Source organism: Streptomyces sp. ISL-100 (assembly GCF_018614615.1).
GTDB lineage: Bacteria > Actinomycetota > Actinomycetes > Streptomycetales > Streptomycetaceae > Streptomyces.
The window spans coordinates 24668-46681 of sequence record NZ_JAGGOK010000096.1 but is presented as its reverse complement, the minus strand read 5'-3'; the positions used below and the strand labels follow the sequence as shown (position 1 = coordinate 46681).

Below are 22014 nucleotides of genomic sequence, written 5' to 3'. Positions count from 1 at the left end.
ACGAAAAACTGTGACTGTGGTCACCGAAATGACCTCTCGAAGGGCCATTTTCTGCCTACCGGGGTGGTCCAAGTGCGCTTGAGCGCCCGCTTTTAGGGTTCCAGTCACCCTCACGACACGCTTTTCACCGCTTTTCAGAAATAACGAAACCCGTACACGACGAAAGGAGGGCGCCCCTGCGGTCCTCCATTCTTTTCTAAATTCCACATTACCCCGCCCTAAATGAATATACGTTACCATTTCGAAATCTTACATATACCGTTCCGTGATTGGTGATGAGCAGGATGGAGTGAGTTTCAAGAGTCCGCTACAGAGGCGGGGCGGGACGCCGTAGAGAGCGAATCTCCGGCGGACCGTGACTCACTCGACCTAATCAACCAAGGGGGGACCGTGCGCACGACGGTTCAGGTCATCAGCTACGTCGAAAAGGTCGTGTGTGATGGGTGCCTGTCGAAAGACGGAACGCAGACCGAGGCGACCGACACCCTGAACCTGGGTGAGCGTTCCTGGGACTTGTGCCTTGAGCACTCCGTGCGCTTCTCCCGATACCTGGTTGATGCGTTGGGGGCCGGTCTGCCGTCCGACGCGCTTGAGGCTGAGCCGGTTGAGTCCGTCCCCGAGTCTGTGACCGTAGAGCCTGAAACGGATGTCCAGGGGGATGCTCCGGCCGTTGAGGAGACCGAAGAGCCCACCGCTGAAGCCGACTTGGCCGACTACGTCTCACGGATCAGGGACAACCGTAAAGCTCGCAACGGCAAGCCGCTGGACGCGAACTCTCAGGCTGCACGGGCTCAGTGGTCCAAGCACCGTGAGCGTCTGGCAGCGCTCCCCGAGAAGGAGCGGGCCGACTACGTGAAGTGGTGTGCCGCAGAGGGCAAGGACGCCCGCCTGTCGGCCTCGCATGTGGAGTTCCGGGGTTTCATGTGGTCCAACTTCCCGCACATGGCGCGGGCCTACGCAGACGCCATGCGTGGTACGTCTCAGCAGCAGGAGCAGACCGCACCGGCTGAGCCGGTGACGCCGGACGCGTGCCACTTGAGCGACCGTGAGCGCAACAAGGCCGTACGCCAATGGGCCCGTGAGAACGGGTTCGACGTACCAGCACGGGGCCGTATCCCGATGGCTGTAAGCCAGGCGTACCGGCTCGCTCACGAATCACGAGAGTCTGCGGACGCCAAGGAGTCCCACACAGCAGCGTGAAAGCTGAGCCGACCGTGACTGTTCGTCGGCGCGGTCGGCACCCCCGCCCGAGTGATCACAAGGTCTGGAAGCAGACCAAGGGGTACGGGGCTGACTCTCGGGTCTCTCGGGTGGACTTCGCCCCTGGCTCGTGGGTCAAGTGGACCGACGCCAGAGGCCGGACGCGTACCGGAGTGATCTCCCGTGATGCGTTCACCATCGCTGCGATTCTCCGCACCGTGCCTACTGGCAGCAAGACATGCCGTGCCCTGGTGGTGCCCGCTGATGGCGGGGAGGCTCTTCCTGTCTCCCTCAGAACTTCCAACCGCCCGGACACCTTGGCCAAGGAGACCAACGGCCGTTGGTGCTGTCTCACTCCCGCTCATTACCAACCGTCTCTGATGGAGGCTGAAGCAGCATGACCATGCCCGACGTTCGCACCATGGCCACGGGTCGACTCGGGGCCGTGGTCTCCTCTCTGGCCCCCCACGTCGAGTGGTCCCCGGTCGGTCTGCTCGGGGGTCTGCTGTGCGCGTTCTCCGCGATGCTCCCGGACACCCGCGTACAGCGCGGTTCCGGCTCCATGCCGCTCATGCTCCACGTGCTGTTGTGCGGCGGCACGGGTGAGGGCAAGGGACAGTCGTGGGGCATCGCGGAAGCGGTCGCCCGGGACGCGAACCGCACCTTCATGTCCGGCAACGTCATCCACGGTGTGGTGGGCGGAGCCGGACTCATTCAGGCCGTTGCCGACTGCGGCGAACACGCCCTGATCGTCGATACCGAGTACGCCCGCGTGCTGCGGGCCGGACGCCGACAGGCCAACCTCTCCCAAGTGCTCCGCGACCTCTGGGACGGTGCCCCGGTCGCCACGTCCAGGGCGAAGGACCCCGTCCAGGTGGACGCTCCCAGGGTCGCGATCATGGGCCACATCACCCCGGAGGAGTTCCAAGCGAACCTCTCCGGCACCGACAGGGACGGCGGCTCGTACAACCGGCTGTTGACCCTGCCCGTTTCTCAGGTCCGGTGGCTGAGCGAGCGGGAACGCATGCCCGCGCACCTCATCCCCGAAGCGGGTGAACTCTTCGCTCGGGCCGTCCGGTTCGGACAACGGGTCGGCACGGTCACCCTGGCTGAGGACGCCTACGACGTGGCCGACACCATCCGGCACGACCTGCTGAGCAAGGCCCGTGAGTCCGAGGATCTCAAGCCGTTCGCCGCGCGCTGCAATGAGCAAGTGCGCCGTATCGCCGCCCTGTTCGCGCTCTTCGACATGCGGACCGAGATCACGCCTGATGATCTGCACGCGGCGGCATCCCTGATCACCCACGCCATGGACACCGTGGAGACCATCGCCACCGGAAGCGGCAGCAAGACCAGCAAGCGTCAGCCGCTCAGCCTCACGGAGAAGGTACGGGCCCGATTGGAACTGTTCGGCGGCTCCGCCCGGTCGTCACAGCTCTTGCCGTACGTCGGTGCGTCCGCCGCTGAGGTCAAGGCACTGCCCGGAATCGTCGTCACCGAAGAGCGACAGGGGGTCGGCCGTCCGGCCGTGGTGTTCTCACTCGCCGACGACAGTTCCCGTGACGCAGCGTGCCCGGAACCGGAGAAGCCCGCAGCCGGCCAGCGGGCAGAACCGGACGGGAACGGAGCCAAGATTGTTTCGATGGAGAACTACCGACCTACGAAACCCGAGACCGTGAGGACCGTACGTCCGTCGGCCCCCATGGCTGAGCGGCCCGCACCGCTCAAAGAGAACCCGTTCCGCGCGCTGCTCTAACAAACCAACGAATCGGCCCCGTTCCTGATGGACGGGGCTTCGTTCGTCTCCGGGCCGTTGGCTGGACGGCAATCCGCGTTGCTTAGGTACGCGGCGGGCATACGCTTGACGGTGAGGTGGTGCTGATGTCCACGGGTTTGGCTGACAACGTCAGGAAGTACCGGCGCACGGCCGGACTGAACCAAGAGCGGTTGGCGGAAGCGGCTGACCTGTCACTCAGCACGGTCCGCAAGGTGGAGCAAGGCGGGCACGTCAGCATGGACACCCTTGCTGCTCTCGCTGGTGCGTTGGGGGTCTCCACTTCCGACCTGTTCGCCAGCGAAGCGCCTAGGTCCGTGGTCGGCGCGCAGGATGAAGCGAACCGCCGTTACCTCGCTGAGTTGAGGCGCGCTCTCATGCCTCCAATCGGGCTCTCTGTGACCCTGTCAGAGCCTGGTGAAGCCGAAGAACCGTCAGTCATCAGGCAAGGCGTGCAGGACGGCCATGCGCTCTACCAAGCCGACCGGTACGGGGCGGTGGCGAAACGTCTTCCGTCGCTGCTCCGTAGCTCTGAGGCTGCTGTGTCCTCCCTTGAGGGCGAAGAACAGCAGCACGCCGTGATCGCGCGTGCTCATGCGCTGTTGCTTACGGGCAAGTACCTCACTCAAGTGAGGCAGTACGACATGGCCTATTACGCACTCGCTGAGGCAATTCGACTTGCTCGTGGGAGTGGCCAAACTCAGTTGGCAGCAACAGGAGTTGTGGGTCTGGGCTGGTTGCTGCTCCGGCAAGACCGATTCGACGAAAGCGAACAGCTGGCAGCACAGACAGCAGCCGAGATCGAACCGCGCATGTCTTCGGCGACACCCGCACAGCTTGCTGTCTGGGGTGAGCTGTGGCTCAGGGTTGCCGCTGCTGCCCGGAGGAACAACCGGCCCGACGTGGCGCAGCATGCCCGACGCATGGCGGCCACTGCTGGGGGTGCCCTGGAACGGGAACACACGGAATTCCCGTCACATTGGAGCGCGTTCGGTCCCGTAACCGCTGAGGCAAAGGCCGTTGAGGACCTTGCCCTTGTCGGTGACGCGCGTGGTGTTCTCTGTCGCGCTGACGATGGCCCCCTCAGCGCTAAAGCCGTGAAGAGCTTCGGTCGGTTGAGCACGAACAATTGGGGCCGTCACCGGCTGGATGTTGCCCGCGCTCACGTCCTGCTCGGGTCTCACCAAGACGCCATGGATGAGCTTGTGAACCTCCGCGACACCGCCGATGTGTGGCTGACTCATCAGCCCATGGCACGGCGCGTGATGGAGGACATCCTCAAGACCCGCAAGCGGACACTGACCGAAGACATGCGCAGCATGGCGGCTCATCTTGGGATCGCCGGATAGGTAACACGGAGCGTGGTAGTTCGGCGTGCGGCTCTGCTGAACTACCGCTCTGTGCACGTGGGTTGAGGCTCTGACGGTTCGTAGGTTCGCTCTACCGGTAACACGGCAGAGAGGACCGCAGGCATGCAGAGAACGGACGCCGACCGACAGCGACGGCTTCACCTTGCTGATGCATCGTCAGGGAGCCCGCCCCGGTTGCTGCCCTGGACGACGGAAGACGGCAAACAGTGCCTGCTGAGCACGGGCGACGAAGGCGGGCTTCTGTCCTGGCTTGCTGACGACTTTGAGGCCGTGCAGCTTGGCATGGGGGCGGACGTGCTCAGCGCCACGCGCAAGGTGCTGGACAACCCGCTGTCGCCTTACGCCGAGGTGCGGTACGCGGCCCTGCGTCTGTCGGAGTGCCTGACTGACGCTCTGCGGATCGCTGAGAGCCGGGGACTGCGCCTGTCTGCCCCGGACATCGAAGAGGACGACAGCGACAGCGAGAACGACCCTGAGAGCCCCGCATGACACGCGCGGTCATCCGGTTCGCCGAGCACACGATCAAGCGCGCGCCAGAGGGCGGAGTCGTCTGGGAAGCGTTCTGCATGGCGTTCGAGTGTGAGGACACGTCCGGCCCCAAGGACGCCCAGGAAGGGGCGCAGGACTGGTGTCTTCGGCACACGGGCCGGAACCCCACTCATGACCTGTTCCGCCGCGTCGTGACCGACTACGCCCGCGTGGCGCGGGACGAATGATCCCGGCGCGTTGAGCGACGGCGAATCAAGGCTCAGCGTGTCGGCCGCCCCGTCTGTGCGTTGCTCCCCCGTGGCGCATAGGCGGGGCTTCCACATGTTCCCGAACCATCAAAACAAAAGCGCCCCGACAGACCGATTAGGCCCGGTCCATCGGGGCTTGCCGATCAGCTGAATAGGAGCTGAACGACCGTGCGTGATGCTATCGCCCGCACCCTTGTCTGGATGCTGTCCGTCCTCCCTTGGTCTCGCCGGACCACCCCCGGACGTCACTCCTCCGACTACCTTGCCGACCACAGCGAACCCGACCGCGTAAGCCCGTGGGCCCGCCCATGGACCGGACCGACAAAGCAGGAGGCCCAAGAGCTGTTCCGGCAGCAGGCAGAAGCGACACTCGAACTGAACCTGACACAGGAACGACGACGGGCCGCCGCACTGGCCACGATGGGCATGGACTACCCGTACACGTACGAAGGTGCGCCGTTTCCTGCCTCCGCGTTCGCCACGGCGAAGGTGTCCGTATGACCATGAACGTCGTTCCTACGCCTGTCCGTGGGGCCGTGTGCTGTCGCTGCGGCTCACGGACCCCGACCGCTGTAGCGGTCCGCTGGATTGAGCGGGCGAGCGGCCCCGGAGTGACCGTGTACGCCTGCCCGGATCACGCCCCTGAGCTGACCCCCGGAGAGAGGGAACCGGGCGCCTAACGGGGTTCCTCGCTGGTCGGCCACGTGACCAGCGCATGACCAACAGCAGCCGGGAACGGCCCCCTGCAGTGGCCGGGCGGCGGACCTTGATCCGCTTGACATTCAGACGTCAAGAAGCCCCCTGCCCGATACGGCCTGCAGGGGGCCTCTCGCTTAGAAGGGGGACTCAAGCGGCCATTGCTTGCTTGACCTGAGCCAACGACGGGTTGGTCATCACGGACTCAGTGCCAGCGGTGGCCCGACGTGCTGAGACGCGAAGTCGATCATGGGGAAATCCTGGGGGAGCCCCCTCAGGAGTGGGTGTATGTGCAGGTCAGAGCTGCATGAGCCGTAAAGACCCAGGATCTACGAAGGCACGAACCAGGTCCAGCGGATCGTCATGGCGAGGAACCTGCCGTAGAACGGCTTTCTCTGAACCGCTCGAAGCACCATACGAACGCCCCTGCCAGGAAACGGCAGGGGCGTTCGGTCTCCGCCATGACGCGCCTCCTGACCGGATCGCCGTACGGGCAGCCTATGGACGCCTCGCCGGGCGCGCGATCGGAGCGCGTTTCGCTCCGGTCGGACAGGGGACTCGGCGACCGCGGTCGCCGGATCGGGTGATTCGGCGGGGCGCCTCGCGTCGCGTTCCCCGGCGACCGGGTGGGTAGACCAGCCGCCCGACCCCAGTGGAGAGGTGATCGGCATGACCGCCGTCCAGCTGCCGTCCCCGCGGCCCAGCTTCGCCGACATCAACACGGACCTCGCCGCCGCCTGGTGTCACACCCCGTGGGCGGCCACCGACCTGAGCTTCGACGGCGAGGCGTACCACGGCATCTACGACGTGGATCTCGCTGCGGACGTCAGCGACCGGGCGCCCTACCGGCCGGTGCTGCACGGGTCGGTCCTGGCGCAGATCGTCTCGTACCACACGCTCGCGTCGATGCTGTGCGCGTACACCAACGGCGACCCCGTCTTCGCCGCGTTCCCGAAGGTGGGCCCGGCCGAGGTCCGCAGGCGCATCCTGGTCACGTCGCTCCAGCTGTCCCTGCACCGGCAGGTATCGGAGAGCCGGGTGCCGCTGAGACTGGCCGTGGACAGGTACACCGACAAGTGGGAGAGCCACCGGATGATGTTCGCCGCCGTGTCCGTCGACATCGCGGGCGGCAAGCACACCGCCAAACTGGAAGGCTGCTTCAACTTCCGGGACGGCATCGAGATGTGATCACCGGAGCCGGCCGGCTGGATATGGTGAATTACTGACTTCTGCAATCGGAAGTGGTTGAGCATGGCGATAGTGCAGAGGCCCGGCATTCTGAAGGCAGCGGCAGAAAATGATGCGGCCACGACTGCCAACGCTGCGGAACCCCTCGTTTCTCCGGTCAATTCACACAACGAGTGGGACCCGCTGGAGGAGATCATCGTCGGGCGTCTCGACGGCGCGACGATCCCCTCCAACCATCCGGTCGTCGCCTGCAACATCCCGCCATGGGCGGCGCGGTTGCAGGGGCTCGCCGCCGGATTCAAATATCCGCGCGTCCTGATCGAGCGGGCGCAGCTTGAGCTCGATCAGTTCATCGCTCTCCTGCAGTCCCTCGGCATCACGGTCAGGCGTCCGGACCCGGTCCAGCACAGGCAACCGTTCGGCACGCCCGACTGGTCGTCGCGCGGCTTTTGCAATACCTGCCCGCGTGACAGCATGCTCGTGATCGGCGACGAGATCATCGAGACTCCGATGGCATGGCCGTGCCGATATTTCGAGACCCATTCCTATCGCGCGATCCTCAAGGATTACTTCCGGCGCGGCGCGCGATGGACGGCGGCACCGAAGCCGCAGCTCACTGACGAACTCTTCGAGGCGGATTTCCGTGTCCCCGAGGCCGGCGAGCGCATGCGCTACATCCTCACCGAGTTCGAGCCGGTGTTCGACGCGGCGGATTTCGTGCGCGCGGGACGCGACCTTTTCGTTACGCGCAGCAACGTCACCAATCAAATGGGCATCGAGTGGTTGCGCCGCCATCTCGGACCCGGCTATCGGATCCACGAGATCGAGAGCCGCTGCCGCACGCCCATGCACATCGACACGACGTTCCAGGTGCTCTCGCCCGGCAAGGTACTGGTCAATCCCGAATACATCGACGTCGACCGCTTGCCCGACGTCCTGCGCTCTTGGGACGTCCTGGTCGCCCCGGAACCCAACCAGATCGACGAGCGCCTGCTCAAGGTCACCTCGATGTGCGGCAAGTGGCTCAGCATGAACATTCTCATGATCGACGACAAGCGGGTGATCGCGGAGCGGCACCACACCGACATGCTGCGCGCGCTCGAAAAATGGGGGTTCGAGCCGATCCCGTCCGACCTGCTGCACTACGCGCCGTTCGGTGGCTCATTCCACTGCGCCACACTCGATGTCCGGCGTCGCGGCACGCTCGAATCGTATTTCGACTGAGTCGGCCCCCCCATCACAACCGCTAGTTGCCCTTGACCGTGACCTTTTCGTCGTTCTTGAGCTGCTGCACGAGCTGCGCGACCTTCGCCTTGTCCCAGACCAGGTTGCCGCCGCTGCTGCCCGAGATCGGGATGTTCATCGACGTACCGTCGCCGCCCGTGACGCCCTTCATCGCGAAGAACATCTGACTCAGGGACCACAGGCTCATGTCCTTGTCGACGATGAGCGTGTCCAGACCGGCGCCCATGGTCGGGTAGAGCTTGAACGGGTTCAGGACCGTGCCCGGCGTTGCCGTCTGGCTTGCCAGGGCCGCCAGGAACTTCTGCTGGTTCTTCGTACGGTCCAGGTCGCTGCCCGCGAAGGCATAGCGCGTACGGACGAAGGCCAGGGACTGCTCGCCGTTGAGGGTCTGCTTGCCGGCCTGGAAGTCGGCGCCCGACTTCTCGTCCTTGAACGCCTTCGGGATGTCCATCTCCACCCCGCCGATCGCGTCCACGATGTTGGCGAAGCCGGCGAAGCCGATCTCGACGTAGTGGTCGATGCGGAGGTTGGTGTTGTGCTCGACGGTACGGACCAGCAGCTCGGGGCCGTCCTCGGCGTACGCCGCGTTCAGCTTCACCCGCCGCCCCTGCCCCGGGAACGTCTTGCCGGACTCCGATCCCACGAAGGACGGGATCTCCACGTCCGAGTCGCGCGGCAGCGAGATGAGGGTCGGGCCGTTGGAACCGTCGTGCAGGATCATCATCGAGTCGGTCCGCTTGCCCTCGGCCGACCCTGTGTGCAGCTTCTTCTTGTCGTCGGCCGTCATGCCCTCGCGGCTGTCGGAGCCCACGATCAGGTAGTTCGTGCCGTCACCGGCCTCCGGCCGCTCGATGACCTTCGCCAGGTCGACCTCGCGCTTGAGCTTGCCGTCCGCCCAGAAGTACGTACCGATGGAGACGGCGAGGAGCACGACGACCAGCGTCAGTGATCCGAGCTTGATACGGCGTCTCCAGTCCGGCGCCGGGCCGACGCGCGGCGCGCGGGGCGGCCGGCCGCCGCCGGGAGGTGCGGAGCGACCGCCGCCGTAGACCTGGCCGGTGTTGTAGCCGTCGCCGTAGCCGCCCTGGCCGTAGCCGTCGTCGTAACCCGGCGACTGCTGAGGCACCGGGCCGCGTACGGGAGGCACCGGGGCCGGGCCCGCGGGCGGCGGGACCTGGCCGCGCTGCACATGCCTCATCACCCGCGCGCCCTCGGGCTGCGCGCCGCCGCTGCCGCGTCCGTGCGGGTCGCTGCGGTCGTTCCATCCGTCCGGCCAGTCGCTCATGCGGAACAGTGTGCAGGTAAGAGGCGGGTGCCTTACAGGGCGGGTAGGAAATCGGGGCAGGGCTGTTGCAGAGCTGATGCAATGTGCGCCGCGCATAAGGTGGAGGGCATGACAGACCAGCCCCAGCATCCGGAAGAAGGCATTCCGGGCAAGCCCACCGCAGCCTCCCGCACCACGCTCAGCCACATCATGACGGGCAGCGACACCAACCTCCTCGGCACGGTGCACGGTGGCGTGATCATGAAGCTGGTCGACGACGCGGCGGGCGCCGTCGCGGGCCGGCACTCCGGCGGGCCGGCCGTCACCGCCTCCATGGACGAGATGGTCTTTCTGGAGCCGGTCAGGGTCGGGGACCTGGTCCATGTGAAAGCGCAGGTCAACTGGACGGGCCGGTCCTCGATGGAGGTCGGCGTACGCGTCCTGGCGGAGCGCTGGAACGAGTCGACCCCGGCCACACAGGTCGGCAGCGCCTACCTCGTGTTCGCCGCCGTCGACGCGGACGGAAAGCCCCGCCGCGTCCCGCCGGTCGTACCCGAGACGGAGCGCGACCGGCGCCGCTACCAGGAGGCCCAGATCCGCCGCACGCACCGCCTCGCGCGGCGCCGCGCGATCAAGGAGCTGCGGGACAAGCGCGCCGCCGAGGGCCTGGACATGGAGAACTGACGCAGTCCGTCACGCCCCGTTGCTACGGCCAGTCGTTACGGGCGGTCGCTACCGGGAGTCGTTACGGGCATACGACCTCGTCGCCGGTGACCGCGCCGAACTCGCCCTGGTACGGATCGTCCGCCCGTACCGCCCGTACGCCATTGAAGTCCGTACCCGCCAGCACCTTCAGCAGCGCCCCCTGCCCCTCCACCGCCCGCAGCTCGCACCCCGGCAGCGCCGCCTGGAGGGACTTCGCCGAGCGGTCCCAGCGCGGGTCGTACGTGACGAGCGTGCGCCGCACATCGTCGCGGTCCGCGTCCTTGGGGGAGCGGGTGGTCTTGAAGCCGGTGGACCGCAGCGCGTCGTCCACGCGTTTGCCCAGGCCCCGGGTCAGCGTCCCGTTGTAGACCTGCACGGCGATCCGCTGCGGTGCCACGTCGACCGGCGTCGCCCTCTTCTTGGGGCGCGGCGGCGCGAGCGGCTTGTCGTCGCGCAGGTTCTGGAACAGCTTCTCGGACTTCGCCTCGTCCCACTTCACGGTCGAGCCGATGCCCTCGATCGGCGGATTGACCCCGGCGACCGGTACGGAACTGAACTCCGACGACGCCGGTGTGAACCCGCGCATCGCCTGCCCCAGGGCGAGGATCTCCTCCGTACCGAAGCCCTTGTCCGCGCGGACCGAGCTGAGCAGTGTGGACGTCACCTGCCGGAACTTCACCGGGTTCAGCAGGACGCCGCTGGTGCCGGCCTTGGCGATGAAGGCGGCGAGGAAGCGCTGCTGGCGCTGCATGCGGCCGAAGTCGTCGGCTCCGTCGATGTGGCGGGAGCGGACGTACTGGAGGGCTTGGCCGCCGTTCAGCTGGTGGGTGCCGACGGGCAGGTCGAGGCCGGTGTGGTTGTCCTTTAGCGGGCGGACCGTGCAGACCTCCACCCCGCCGATCACGTCCACCGTCTTCATGAAGCTGGTGAAGTCGACCTCCAGATAGTGGTCGATCTTCACCTTCGTCATGTGCTCCACGATCCGCACCGTGAGCCCGGGGCCGCCTTCCGCGTACGCCGCGTTGATCTTCGCGGGGTGCGCGTTGTGGTGCTTGCCCGTGGACTGGTCGGTGTGCTCGGGCACCTCCGCGTAGCTGTCGCGCGGCAGGCTCACGATGCTCGCGCGCTCCTTGTCGGCGGAGAGGTGCACCACCATGATCGTGTCGGTGCAGTGGCAGGGGGCGCCGCCCAGCCGGTACTTCCGCTTCTCCTCCGGCGTGATCTTGTCGCGGCCGTCGGTGCCGACGAGCAGGATGTTCGTGCCGTCGCCGGCCGCCGGACGGTTCTTCATGTCCTTGAACGGGTCGACCCGCTCGATGCCCGTTTCCATCCCGGTGACCACCGCGTGACCGATGCCACCGGCGCACAGCACAAGGACCGAGATCGTGGTGAACAGGCGCATCGACCACTGCGGGCGCTCGTCCTGCCTTCGACTGCGGCCCGGCTGTGGACGGGACGGCTTGGGCACGTGGGACACCTCCGCGAAGGCAAGGGGGGATCAGCAGCAACGTAGGCCCATACGATCAACGACCCGGGCAGCGACGCGGCCGCCGTGCGTCCGTGTCCCCCATTCGCGGTAACGTGACCCCCGATATGAACGCCACACTCGCAGTCTCCGTGATCATGCCGGTCCTCAACGAGGAGCGGCATCTGCGCAACTCGGTCCGTCACATCCTGGAGCAGGAGTACGACGGCGAGATGGAGGTGGTGATCGCGATCGGCCCGTCCTCGGACCGGACCGAGGAGATCGCCGCCGAGCTGGTACGGGAAGACCCCCGTATCCACACCGTCCCCAACCCCACGGGCCGTACCCCCGCAGCGCTGAACGCGGCCATCAAGGCCTCCCGGCACCCCATCGTGGTGCGGGTCGACGGCCACGGGATGCTCTCGCCGAACTACATCGCGACGGCCGTCCGCCTCCTGGAGGAGACCGGCGCGCAGAACGTCGGCGGCATCATGCACGCCGAGGGTGAGAACGCCTGGGAGGACGCGGTCGCGGCCGCGATGACCTCCAAGATCGGCGTCGGCAACGCGGCGTTCCACACGGGCGGCGAGGCCGCACCGGCGGAGACCGTGTACCTGGGTGTCTTCCGCCGCGAGGCCCTCGAACAGCAGGGCGGGTACAACGAGGAGTTCATCCGCGCCCAGGACTGGGAGCTGAACTTCCGCATCCGCGAGGCGGGCGGCCTGATCTGGTTCTCGCCCGAGCTCAAGGTCCAGTACCGCCCCAGGCCCTCCGTCAAGGCCCTGGCCAAGCAGTACAAGGACTACGGCCGCTGGCGCCACGTGGTCGCCCGCTACCACGCGGGCTCCATCAACCTGCGATACCTCGCGCCGCCGACCGCCGTCTGCGCGATCGCCGCGGGCATCGTCGTCGGCGCGGCGCTCACGCCGTGGGGCTTCGTGGTCCCGGCCGGCTACCTGGCCGCGATCGTGGCGGGCTCGGTCCCGGCGGGCAAGGGCTTGTCGCTGAAGGCCCGGGCGCAGATCCCCGTCGCCCTGGCCACCATGCACATGTCGTGGGGCTTCGGCTTCCTGACCAGCCCGCGCTCGCTCGCGAAGAAGGTCATCGCGAGCCGCCGCCCGGCGGTCCGTACCACGAAGGTCTGACGACCGAAGTGCTGCCGACCACGGGTCGGCAGCACTTGGTCAGCCACGGGGCCGGCTGGGGGCCGGCCTCGATCAGCTTTGGATCAGCCGTGGAAGTACCCGGAGTACGGGTTGCGGTCCTGGAAGTACTCGCGTCCCCCGCCGGCCGGATACACGGTCAGCTCGGTGAAGATGCACTTGCCCTTCGCGTAGATCTTCACGGGGCCCGCGTAGTACTTGTAGTAGCCCGAATCGCCGTCGATCGCGTCCGGCGTGCCGAGTGAAAGGTCCATCCGGCTGCTGGTCCCGTCGTACGAACCCTGCTTCACGGCGACGACACAGTTGTTGCCGCCGCCGGGGCCGCGGTGGCGACGGGCGACACGAAGCCGAGGCCGAGCATGACGGCCGCGACTGCGAGCCAGCGACTGAACTTGTGCTTCTGCGTGGGTTTTTGCCCCGGTTCGACGGGTCAGCAGACCTTGGAGGTCGACCCGCCCTTCGAGTGGGTGTTGCGGTACTGCTCCCACACGTAGATGTAGGCGTAGTTGTAGCCGCAGCCGGCGGGGGTGCTGGCGGCGGCGGAGGGGGCGTTGACGAGGCCGAGGCCGGCTATCTCACCAAGTGAAGCCTTCCTGGACCTTCATGCAGGCCTTGGTGTTCGCGCCGTTCAGCGGGCGCGCGTTCTCCGGCGTCTTGTTGTTGTCGTCCTTCTGCTTCGGGAGCTTGTCGCCCTCGCGCCAGTCGGCGCCCACGATCACGCTCACGCCCGTGACATCGGTGGACTTCTTCACCGAAGAGAAGGGAATGCCCAGGGCCTTGGCGACCGCCTGGGCGTCGCCCTCCAGCTCGACGCTCGGGTACTGGACGACCGTTCGCTTCTGCGGGTTGGGCTGCGTGTCCGCCGTCGCCCGCGTGAAGCCCTGCTTGGTCAGCGCTCCCGCGATGTCCGTGGCGCGGCCACTGGCAGCCCCCAGCTCATCGGTGTACGTGCCGTTCTGCACCATTACGCCGATCTCACCGTCGGGCGCTGCCGGGTCCTTGGACGGGGCCGGTGCTTTGCGCTTGGAGGCTTTTCCGTCCAGCGGGATGTCCTCACGCACCATCCGGAACAGCTGCTCGGCGTCGCCCGGCTCGGGTTCCACCCGCTGTGGGAAGCGCGTCGAGTAGAAGTTGGGCATCGTGGTCATGGTGATGCGCTCGGTCGGGACCTGCTTGAGGTCCTCCGCCAGGTCGTAGAGGCTCTTCACCGTATCCAGACCCTCGTCCACCGTGAGCGCGGCCGTGGCAGCCTCCGCGAGCTTGCGCAGCTTGTTCGGGTCGGTGAGCTTGGTGTTCTTCTTGAGTTCGCGGACCATGGAGTTCATATACATGTGCTGACCGTGCGTACGGGCGAGGTCGGTGCCGTTCTCGAACCCGTACCGGGTGCGCAGCCATTGAAGAGCCTGCTCCCCCTTGATCGGATGGGTGCCCGCTCGAAGTTTCAGACCGGAGCCCTTGCCCTCGCGATTACGGGATTTGATGTTGTCCGTGACGCAGACGGGTACGCCCCCGATCGCGTCGGCCATGGAGACGACCCCGGCGAAGTCGACCATCATGAAGTGGTCGATGGTGATGCCGGTCAGCTCGTACCAGGTGGCCACCGTGCACCCCGGGCCGCCACGGCTCAGCGAAGCGTTGGTCTGGCCCCAGGCCTTGGCCAGGAAGACCTCGCCGGTCTTCTTGTCCTTGCACTCCGGAATTTTCAGCATCGTGTCGCGCGGCATGCTGATCACCGACATGTTGCTGCGATCCGCCGAGACGTGCACAAGCATCTGTACGTCCGCCAGCGGTGGCCCGTCGAACGTCTCCTTCGCGCCGCCAAGTGCCTTGTTCGCATCGGTGTTACGGGCGTCGGAGCCGATCATCAGGATGTTCAGCGGCGTCTGGCCGGCGGGATTCGCCTTGTGCTCGGCCATCCTGTTCTTGCCGAGATTGAGGGCATCGCTCTTGATGCTGTTGTTGAGATGCCGGTAGTAGAGGTATCCGGCGCCGGCCGTGCCGAGTATCAGCAGGGACAGCACGGAGGCGACCCAGCGCAGTACCCGCCGCTTACCGCGTCTGCCGCGCCGGTGCGGGCCACCGCGCCGCCGGGGCGGCCCGGTGCCGTCGGAGGCCGGATTCGCCGGAGTCAGCGGCGTACCGTCCCTGTCGCCGGCCCCCTCCGGCCCGCCCTCGTGCAGGCTGTCGTCCCAGCCTCTTCCGTCGGCGGCTCGGACGCCTCCCCGCGTCCGTGCCCCACGCACGGTGTTCTGTCCCACCCCTGGCCCCCCTGTTGTTCAGGCGCGCCGCATAATCCGGTGACCCGGTTTCACTTGGCGCAGATCTTCTGGTCTGCTTGGACCTTCTCCACCTCGGGCGGCTTCACCGGACCGCTGATGGGCACCCCCTCGCCCTTGAAGTCGGCGCCGAGAGTCAGGACCATCGGCTCCATCTCCCCTGCGTCGGCGCTGCCCTTCTTGAGCGCCGCAGCGGGCAGGCCCATCAGGTCCGCGAGCTTGCGCGCCTGGTCGGCCTGGTTCGGTGCGTACTCAAGACTAGTCTTAGCGATCTTCTCCGGGGCATTGCTCTTGTTCGTGGACTTGAGCACGCCCTTCTCAACCTGCAGCCAGTTGAGGGTCTTCTGCGCGGCCCCGGCGGTGTCGCTGCCGTTGTAGACGTCGACACGAACCTCGGAGGCTTCGGCCCTGGGGCCCTTGAGCAGTGCGGCCTGCTTGCTTTTGGCGGCCTTCTCCTTCTTCTTCACGTCGGTGAAGGAGACGTCATTCTGCAGCGCGTTGAACACCTGCGGGGCCTTGACGGGGTCCAGAACGACGGTCGCCTTGACCGTCTCGGCGGGGTTGTCTCGCACGGGGATCGTCGTGAAGGCGATGTTCTTGATGTTGATCCGGCCGAGCTCCTCGGCGAGGGCCTTGAGCTTCGGGATGTCCCCGATCTCCTTGTTCACCGTGAGCGCCTTGGTGGCCGCGTCCGCGAGGTCGAGCATCCTCTTCGGATTGCCGAGGGTGTCTTCCTTCATCTTGCGGATCATCGAGGCGATGAACTGCTGCTGCATCTTGATGCGGTCGAGGTCGCTCTCGTTGCCGAGGCCGTGCCGGTTCCTGACGAACGCGAGCGCGTCCTCGCCCTGGATGCGGTGGTCACCGGCCGACAGGTTGAGCTGGGAGTACTTGCTGTCCTTGATGGGCTCGGTCAGACAGACGTCCACGCCGCCGATCGCGGTGGTCAGCGTCTTGACCGCGTTGAAGTCGGCCATCATGAAGTGGTTGATCGGAAGACCGGTGATCTTCTGGACCGTACGCATGGTGCAGCCGGGATCCCGGCCGTTCACGCCGAGGCTCTCGTTGAACCTCGTGTACGGCGTCCCCGGGATGACCTTCTTCGAGCCGTCCGCCTGCGCGGTGAGGCAGTCGGGGATGTCGGTCTTCAGATCGCGCGGGATGCTCAGAGCGGTCGCGTTTGTACGGTCTTCCGACACATGGAAGAGGAACGTCGTGTCGGCGTGGCCGGTCGAGTTCTTCTTGTCCCCGTAGCCTTCGTTGCCCGCGCCGGTGCGCTTGTCGGTGCCGATGATCAGGATGTTCATCGGTCCGTCCGTGGAGGCGCCGCCGTTGGCCGCGTCACCGACGTCGACCGAGTTGATGTTCCCGTTGAGGCGGTCGTACACGACGTACGCGCCGACCGATACGCCGACGAGCACGAAGCCCATGACGCCGCCGGTCCACAGCAGCGCCTTCTTCTTGCCGGACTTCTTCGCCTTGCGCTTGCGCCGGCCGGCCTGCGGCGCGCCGCCGTCGCCGCCGCCGGAATCGCGCGAGCCGCCCGCGCCCCGGGAGCCGTTCGCGGCCCGTCGGCTGCGCTGGACCGGGACTTCGCGCCGGGGGCCGGCGGTCCGCTCACGGGTGTTCGTTCTCGACGAAGTCCTCCGGGGAGGGGCCGCCGCAGGCGATCGCCCAGCGGATTGGTCCAGTCGCAATTCGTAATGACCGGTGTCCGGGTTGAGAACCCACTGGTCTGCGGGGTCGATTTCTTCCGCCCGCCCACGGTTTTGCGCATCCACGGTTGCTTGAGTCCTCCGTCGGGTGCCACATGAGGCGCCTCCCCCAGGCCCTCTGGCGTTCGTTCCAGCAGTGCGACCTCAGGGCCGGAAGCACCGGATCGCGTCACACTATCTGCCCAGTTCAGCGTGGGGCGACGTCCGTGACAAATTCCACTGGCCTTACAACTGGGCAATACGCCCAATCCGTTCCGTTGCTGGTCAGGCTTTGGCTATCGCTTTACTCGCACTCGTCGGTGGCGGCATTGCTGCCGGTGAAAGTCGGCGTCGGAGTCGGGCTCGCCGATCCCGCGTCGTCCGGCTTCTCGTCGGCCGGGGATTTGTCTTTCTTATCCGGCTTTTCGGAGCCCGCCGGTACGACGGAAACGGGCGCGTCCTCGCGCAGTTGCTTGAACAGACGGCTCGCGTCCGGCTCCACGAGCTCGTCCCGGTTCGGGTCCTGAGCGTACGGCTGACGGGGCACCGTCATGAACTGCACCTGTTCGGTGGGGATGTTCCGCATGCCGCGCACCAGGTTGTACAGGTCCTTCAGCGAGTCGAGCCCGGGATCGGTCGTGAGGGACTTCGTCGCCGCGTCCAGCACCGGGTAGAGCCTGGTCGGATTGAGCAGTACGCCGTTGCTCTGCACCTTGTTCACCAGGGCGCCGAGGAACCGCTGCTGGCGTTCCATGCGTTCGGTGTCGCTGCCGTCGCCGATGCTCTTGCGGGCCCGTACGAAGCCGAGGGCCTGCTCACCGTTCAGCTTCTGGCGGCCCTTGTCCAGCCGGAGCAGGGCGTCCTCGTCGTCGATCGGCTCCTTGAGGCAGATCTCGACGCCGTTCACCGCGTCGACCATCCCCTTGAAACCCGCGAAGTCGATGACCATGTGGTGGTCCACCCGGACGGCGGTGAGCCGCTCGACCGTACGGATCGTGCACGCCGTACCGCCGAGCTCGAACGCCGAGTTGAACTGGGTGGACTGCTCCTTCGTGCGCGTGCCGTCGGGCTTCCGGCAGCTGGGGATGTCCACCATCAGGTCGCGCGGCAGCGAGACGGCTGTCGCGCTCTTACGGTCCCCGGCCAGGTGCAGCAGGATCGTCGTGTCGGAGCGCTGGGTGCCCTTGTCGGGCCCGTACTTGCTGTTGCCCTTGCCGGAGCGGGTGTCGGACCCGATAAGCAGGATGTTCCGGGCGTCCCGCGCGATGGGCGTGGGGCGTTCCTTTTCGTACGCCTCCAGCTCGGCGGCGGCGTTGGTGTCCGTGGTGATGTTGCCGTCGAGCTTCCGGTAGAGCCACCAGCCGACGCCGGCCGCGAGGAGGAGCGCGAAGGAGGCGCCGAGGGCGGTCCAAAGAAGCCAGCGCGGATGTCCGTGGGCGTCGGTGTCTTCCCCCTCACCCGAACCCGCACCAGGGCTCAGCTCCTCGTCCGCACCGTCCGTGGCAGCCAGGTCCTTCGCCTCGTCCTCCTCGGCCGGGGTGTCCGGTCCGGAGGGCGTGCCAGCACTGTCGGTCACGTCTGCGTCCATCCTTACGGAGTCGGCGGCGCGCTGTGGCCGCCGGTCGCAGGGGTAGACGGCTGAACCTCGCGCTTGGTTGTGCGGTGCGTACCGTCGATCATCTACCGGAGTTGACCCTGCGGGGGGAGGGCTCGGCAGCCGGTGGGCCGGACGGGTGGCCCTCAGGGGGCTTGTAGTACCGCCGTGTTGGTGACCCGCTCGTTCTCGACGCGCTTGGCGAGGCCCTCTTCGGAGAGCTGACCGAGATTCCGGCACAGCACCACGGAACCGCCGACGGCGAGCGGCGCGAACAGTCCCGAGGACAGCCCCTCCCACGTGTCGTACTCCAGCCCCGACAGCAGCCGCGCCCCGGATCCGAGCCCGAGGCTCGCCGCGTCCGCGCGCGCCCGCTCGACCAGCTGCGCGCCCGTGAGCTCCGTACCGCCGACCCGCAACGCGGGCTCGTCCGGGTCGACGGGGGCGTACGGCGCGAAGCGGTCGCCCTGCCCCGGCACCTCGACGGCGTAGTCCGCGAATCCGGCGGGCGGCTGCGGGAAGCGGCCGCCCAGCGGCCGCAGGGCGAGCGCCACGCGCTCCCCGCCGCAGGCCCGCCCCTCGTCCAGCGTGTCGGGCCCGCTGACCACGAGATCGGCGCCGGCCGGGTCCCCACCCACATCCGCGACCACCCCGACGGACGAACAGGCGAGCAGCCAGACGGCGGTCTGCCAGTGCGCGGGCAGCAGCAGCGCGAGCCGGTCGCCGGGCGCGGCGGCGAGGTCGCCCTGGAGCAGGTTGGCGGTCTTCGCCACCCAATTGGCGAAGGTGGCGACGGACAGTTCTACGCGCTCGCCGGTGGCGTCGTCGTAGAAGGTGACCAGGGGCTGGGCGGGGTCCGCGGCGAGCGCGGATCGCAGCAGGTCGGCGGGGGTGCGATCGGTGGCGTTCACCCGCGCAAGAGTACGCCGGTGCCTTCGCGCGGGGGCCATGCGGCCCGGGCGCGGGAGGGCCGCCCATACACCGGTTCGGCCGACACCCCGTCAATTCCCCAATGGACATATTTATCCACTTATGCCCAAGATCTACTCCATGCGTGCATTCCTTGCTTCCGCGATCGGAGTCGCGTGCACCGCCGCTCTGGTCCTGCCCACCGCTGCCAACGCCGCCCCGATTCCCGCTGTCCCCATGAGTACGGCGCCACCGGGCTCCACCCAGTCGCTGCCACTCGCGCCACTCCCACCACACGAAGCCCCCGGTACCGACCGGGCCGCGGGCACCGCGCCGCAGGGCCGGTCGGAGCACGATGCCAAGCCCTTCTCACTGGTCGGGGTCGTCTGGGACGACGCCGAAGCCGAACTCCACGGCACAGTCCAGGTCCGTACCCGCGCCACCGCGACAGGCAACTGGACCGGCTGGCAGTACCTGGAGACGCACAACCACGAGCACGCCGCCGACTCCGACACGGCCGAGCGCGAGACGGGGAAGGTCCGCGGCTCGACCGCGCCCCTGTGGGTGGGCGACAGCGACGGCGTGGAGGTACGGGTGAGTCCCGAGCGCGCCCCAGCCGTTCGCGCCGCCGCCCCCCTCCCGTCGGGACTGCGCCTCGAACTCGTGGACCCGGGCGACGACCCCCCGGCGGGCACGACGGCAACCGCCAACGAAGCCGACACGGCCGACGACGACGCCGCCGACAACAACGCCGACGACACCGCGGCCCAGACCGCCACCTACGACGACGCGGACGACCCCCGTACCACGGTCATGACCGCGGAGGACGCCGCGGCCTCGGCCGTCAACGCCGACCTGGCACCGCTCGGCGCCACCGAAGTACCGGCCCTGAGCAAGGCGGAGACTGAGGAGCAGACCTTCGTACTCGGCGGCGGCAAGCCCCGCATCGGTCCGCGCCCGCGCATCGTCACGCGCAAGGGATGGGGCGCGAACGAGCAGCTGCGCGAGCGCAACTTCGTCTACACGCACCGCGTCAAGGCGGCCTTCGTGCACCACAGCGCGACCGGGAACAACTACAGCTGTTCGCAGGCCGACTCAGTCCTGCGCAGTATCTACCGCTACCACGTCAGGAGCAGTGGCTGGCGCGACTTCGGCTACAACTTCGCCGTCGACAAGTGCGGAAACATCTACGAAGGCCGGGCAGGGGGTGTGGCAAAGCCCGTCCTGGGGGCGCACACTCTCGGTTTCAACACCAACAGCACGGGCATCGCCGTCCTCGGAAGCTACAGCCACGTAACCCCACCCACCGCCGTCGTCAACGCTGTTGCCCGCCTCGCCGCCTGGAAGCTCGGCCTGTACGGCGCCAACCCGCGCGCCACGACAACGCTCAGGTCCGGGGGCGGCAACCGGTACAAGAAGGGCACCTTCGCCAAACTCAAAGTCATTTCCGGACACCGCGACGGATACGCCACCGAGTGTCCGGGAGGCCGCCTCTACAGCAAGCTCGACGAGGCCCGGGACGCCTCGGCCCGCCTTCAGGGCCGCTGACGGGCCGACCGGGGCGTATCGAACGGTCTGCATACACTGGCCTGCCCGTACCCGGCCGGCCCCAGCAGGAAGCAGAGACGACAAGGTGACTGAAGCGATCCTCCTGGTCGGCGGCAAGGGCACCCGGCTGCGCCCGCTCACCGTGAACACACCGAAGCCGATGGTCCCGGCGGCAGGCGTCCCCTTCCTGACCCATCAGCTCGCCCGCGCGCGGGCGGCCGGAGTCGAGCACATCGTGCTCGCGACGTCGTACCTCGCCGAGGTCTTCGAGCCGTACTTCGGCGACGGATCCGCGCTGGGCCTGCACCTGGAGTACGTAACCGAAGAAGAACCACTGGGCACCGGCGGCGCGATCCGCAACGTGGCGTCGCGCCTCCACTCGTCCCCCGACGACCCGGTCCTCATCTTCAACGGCGACATCCTCACGGGCCTCGACATCGGAGCCCTGGTCTCCACTCACACCACATCGGGCGCGGACGTCTCGCTGCACCTCACCCGCGTCGAGGACCCCAGAGCCTTCGGCCTCGTCCCCACCGACCCCACGGGCCGGGTAACGGCGTTCCTCGAAAAGCCCCAGACCCCCGAGGAGATCGTCACCGACCAGATCAACGCGGGGGCGTACGTCTTCCGCCGCTCGGTCATAGACACGATCCCCGCGGGCCGCCCCGTCTCGGTGGAACGCGAGACCTTCCCCGACCTCCTGTCCTCCGGAGCGCACCTCCAGGGCATGGTCGACTCGACGTACTGGCTGGATCTGGGCACTCCGCAGGCCTTCGTCCGGGGCTCGGCCGACCTGGTACTGGGCCGCGCCCCGTCCCCGGCGGTGCCCGGCCGCTGCGGCGACCGCCTGGTCCTGCCGACCGCGTCAGTGGCGGGCGACGCGAAGCTGACCGGCGGCACGGTGGTGGGGGAGGGCGCGGTCGTCGGCGAGGGCGCCCGCATCGACGGCAGCGCACTCCTGCCCGACTGTGTGATCGGGGCGGGCGCGGTGATCACCGACTCCCTCATCGGCGCGGGCGCCAGGATCGGCGCTCGTACGATCGTGTCCGGCGCGGTGATCGGGGACGGCGCGACGGTGGGGGCGGACAACGAGCTGCGCGAGGGCGTACGGGTGTGGTGCGGCGCATCGCTCCCCGACGCCGCGCTCCGCTTCTCGTCGGACCAGTAACCGCGCGGGCGCGCATCG

19 protein-coding genes are annotated in these 22014 nt (G+C 67.4%); 12 read left to right on the top strand and 7 right to left on the bottom strand.

The annotated features are described in order from the left end of the window. Positions 1–390 precede the first annotated feature (390 nt). The 8 genes from J7E89_RS42190 (at position 391) to J7E89_RS35225 (ending at position 8189) form a co-directional block, all read left to right on the top strand. A complete protein-coding gene (locus tag J7E89_RS42190; RefSeq protein WP_214979748.1) occupies positions 391–1200 on the top strand; it encodes a histone-like nucleoid-structuring protein Lsr2 in 810 nt (269 codons plus the stop codon). A gap of 397 nt (positions 1201–1597) precedes the next feature. Beyond that, a complete protein-coding gene (locus J7E89_RS35255; RefSeq protein ID WP_214979746.1) occupies positions 1598–2956 on the top strand; it encodes a DUF3987 domain-containing protein in 1359 nt (452 codons plus the stop codon). A gap of 125 nt (positions 2957–3081) precedes the next feature. Next, a complete protein-coding gene (locus tag J7E89_RS35250) occupies positions 3082–4323 on the top strand; it encodes a helix-turn-helix domain-containing protein (RefSeq protein ID WP_214979776.1) in 1242 nt (413 codons plus the stop codon). A 195-nt stretch (positions 4324–4518) separates the two neighbouring features. Then, positions 4519–4833 carry a hypothetical protein gene (locus J7E89_RS35245; RefSeq protein WP_308315707.1) on the top strand — a complete coding sequence of 105 codons (315 nt, stop codon included), beginning with the start codon at positions 4519–4521 and terminating at the stop codon, positions 4831–4833. After that, positions 4830–5060, top strand: a complete 231-nt coding sequence (locus J7E89_RS35240; RefSeq protein WP_214979742.1) for a hypothetical protein — start codon at positions 4830–4832, stop codon at positions 5058–5060. Before J7E89_RS35245 ends, J7E89_RS35240 begins: the two co-directional genes overlap by 4 nt. Positions 5061–5249: 189 nt before the next feature. Continuing rightward, entirely contained in the window at positions 5250–5582 is a 333-nt protein-coding gene (locus J7E89_RS35235; RefSeq protein ID WP_214979740.1) for a hypothetical protein, read from the top strand. A gap of 864 nt (positions 5583–6446) precedes the next feature. Then, positions 6447–6965 carry a hypothetical protein gene (locus tag J7E89_RS35230; RefSeq protein WP_214979738.1) on the top strand — a complete coding sequence of 173 codons (519 nt, stop codon included), beginning with the start codon at positions 6447–6449 and terminating at the stop codon, positions 6963–6965. Between the two features lie 63 nt (positions 6966–7028). After that, positions 7029–8189: an amidinotransferase gene (locus tag J7E89_RS35225; RefSeq protein WP_214979736.1), complete on the top strand. Its 1161-nt coding sequence runs from the start codon at positions 7029–7031 to the stop codon at positions 8187–8189. A gap of 22 nt (positions 8190–8211) precedes the next feature. Here J7E89_RS35225 and J7E89_RS35220 read toward each other — a convergent pair whose 3' ends face one another. After that, positions 8212–9495: an LCP family protein gene (locus J7E89_RS35220; RefSeq protein ID WP_214979734.1), complete on the bottom strand. Its 1284-nt coding sequence runs from the start codon at positions 9493–9495 to the stop codon at positions 8212–8214. 108 nt (positions 9496–9603) lie between these two features. On the opposite strand from J7E89_RS35220, the gene J7E89_RS35215 reads away from it, so the two are divergent. Beyond that, the gene (locus tag J7E89_RS35215) at positions 9604–10158 is read left to right on the top strand and encodes an acyl-CoA thioesterase (protein WP_214979732.1); all 555 of its coding nucleotides are present in this window, start codon (positions 9604–9606) and stop codon (positions 10156–10158) included. 61 nt (positions 10159–10219) lie between these two features. Here the strand turns inward: J7E89_RS35215 and J7E89_RS35210 are convergent, their stop codons facing one another. Further along, positions 10220–11581: an LCP family protein gene (locus tag J7E89_RS35210; RefSeq protein WP_214979774.1), complete on the bottom strand. Its 1362-nt coding sequence runs from the start codon at positions 11579–11581 to the stop codon at positions 10220–10222. Positions 11582–11772: 191 nt separating this feature from the next. Between J7E89_RS35210 and J7E89_RS35205 the strand changes: the two genes are divergently transcribed. Continuing rightward, positions 11773–12789 (top strand): glycosyltransferase family 2 protein, encoded by a 1017-nt coding sequence (locus J7E89_RS35205; protein ID WP_214979730.1) that lies wholly within the window; start codon positions 11773–11775, stop codon positions 12787–12789. A gap of 83 nt (positions 12790–12872) precedes the next feature. Here J7E89_RS35205 and J7E89_RS35200 read toward each other — a convergent pair whose 3' ends face one another. The 5 genes from J7E89_RS35200 to J7E89_RS35180 form a co-directional block, all read right to left on the bottom strand. Beyond that, complete coding sequence (locus tag J7E89_RS35200) at positions 12873–13097, bottom strand: hypothetical protein (RefSeq protein WP_214979728.1); 225 nt, start codon at positions 13095–13097, stop codon at positions 12873–12875. 285 nt (positions 13098–13382) lie between these two features. Continuing rightward, entirely contained in the window at positions 13383–15065 is a 1683-nt protein-coding gene (locus J7E89_RS35195) for an LCP family protein (RefSeq protein WP_214979726.1), read from the bottom strand. 50 nt (positions 15066–15115) lie between these two features. Further along, on the bottom strand, positions 15116–16864 hold the full coding sequence (locus J7E89_RS35190) for an LCP family protein (protein ID WP_214979724.1): 1749 nt from the start codon (positions 16862–16864) through the stop codon (positions 15116–15118). Positions 16865–17081: 217 nt separating this feature from the next. Then, on the bottom strand, positions 17082–18365 hold the full coding sequence (locus tag J7E89_RS35185; RefSeq protein ID WP_214979722.1) for an LCP family protein: 1284 nt from the start codon (positions 18363–18365) through the stop codon (positions 17082–17084). A 152-nt stretch (positions 18366–18517) separates the two neighbouring features. Next, a complete protein-coding gene (locus tag J7E89_RS35180; protein WP_214979720.1) occupies positions 18518–19282 on the bottom strand; it encodes a TIGR03089 family protein in 765 nt (254 codons plus the stop codon). 139 nt (positions 19283–19421) lie between these two features. On the opposite strand from J7E89_RS35180, the gene J7E89_RS35175 reads away from it, so the two are divergent. Together J7E89_RS35175 and J7E89_RS35170 are read left to right on the top strand one after the other, a co-directional pair. Then, on the top strand, positions 19422–20828 hold the full coding sequence (locus J7E89_RS35175; protein WP_214979718.1) for a peptidoglycan recognition protein: 1407 nt from the start codon (positions 19422–19424) through the stop codon (positions 20826–20828). An 85-nt stretch (positions 20829–20913) separates the two neighbouring features. Next, the gene (locus tag J7E89_RS35170; protein WP_214979716.1) at positions 20914–21996 is read left to right on the top strand and encodes an NDP-sugar synthase; all 1083 of its coding nucleotides are present in this window, start codon (positions 20914–20916) and stop codon (positions 21994–21996) included. Positions 21997–22014 lie beyond the last annotated feature (18 nt).

What these genes read in the sequence shown, in the direction of transcription:
- J7E89_RS35210 (WP_214979774.1), bottom strand. Translation starts at nt 11,581, where the DNA reads ATGCGCCTGTTCACCACGATCTCGGTCCTTGTGCTGTGCGCCGGTGGC.
- J7E89_RS35240 (WP_214979742.1), top strand. Translation starts at nt 4,830, where the DNA reads ATGACACGCGCGGTCATCCGGTTCGCCGAGCACACGATCAAGCGCGCG.
- J7E89_RS35205 (WP_214979730.1), top strand. Translation starts at nt 11,773, where the DNA reads ATGAACGCCACACTCGCAGTCTCCGTGATCATGCCGGTCCTCAACGAG.
- J7E89_RS35220 (WP_214979734.1), bottom strand. Translation starts at nt 9,495, where the DNA reads ATGAGCGACTGGCCGGACGGATGGAACGACCGCAGCGACCCGCACGGA.
- J7E89_RS35215 (WP_214979732.1), top strand. Translation starts at nt 9,604, where the DNA reads ATGACAGACCAGCCCCAGCATCCGGAAGAAGGCATTCCGGGCAAGCCC.
- J7E89_RS35225 (WP_214979736.1), top strand. Translation starts at nt 7,029, where the DNA reads ATGGCGATAGTGCAGAGGCCCGGCATTCTGAAGGCAGCGGCAGAAAAT.
- J7E89_RS35185 (WP_214979722.1), bottom strand. Translation starts at nt 18,365, where the DNA reads ATGGACGCAGACGTGACCGACAGTGCTGGCACGCCCTCCGGACCGGAC.
- J7E89_RS35230 (WP_214979738.1), top strand. Translation starts at nt 6,447, where the DNA reads ATGACCGCCGTCCAGCTGCCGTCCCCGCGGCCCAGCTTCGCCGACATC.
- J7E89_RS35175 (WP_214979718.1), top strand. Translation starts at nt 19,422, where the DNA reads ATGCGTGCATTCCTTGCTTCCGCGATCGGAGTCGCGTGCACCGCCGCT.
- J7E89_RS35255 (WP_214979746.1), top strand. Translation starts at nt 1,598, where the DNA reads ATGACCATGCCCGACGTTCGCACCATGGCCACGGGTCGACTCGGGGCC.
- J7E89_RS35250 (WP_214979776.1), top strand. Translation starts at nt 3,082, where the DNA reads ATGTCCACGGGTTTGGCTGACAACGTCAGGAAGTACCGGCGCACGGCC.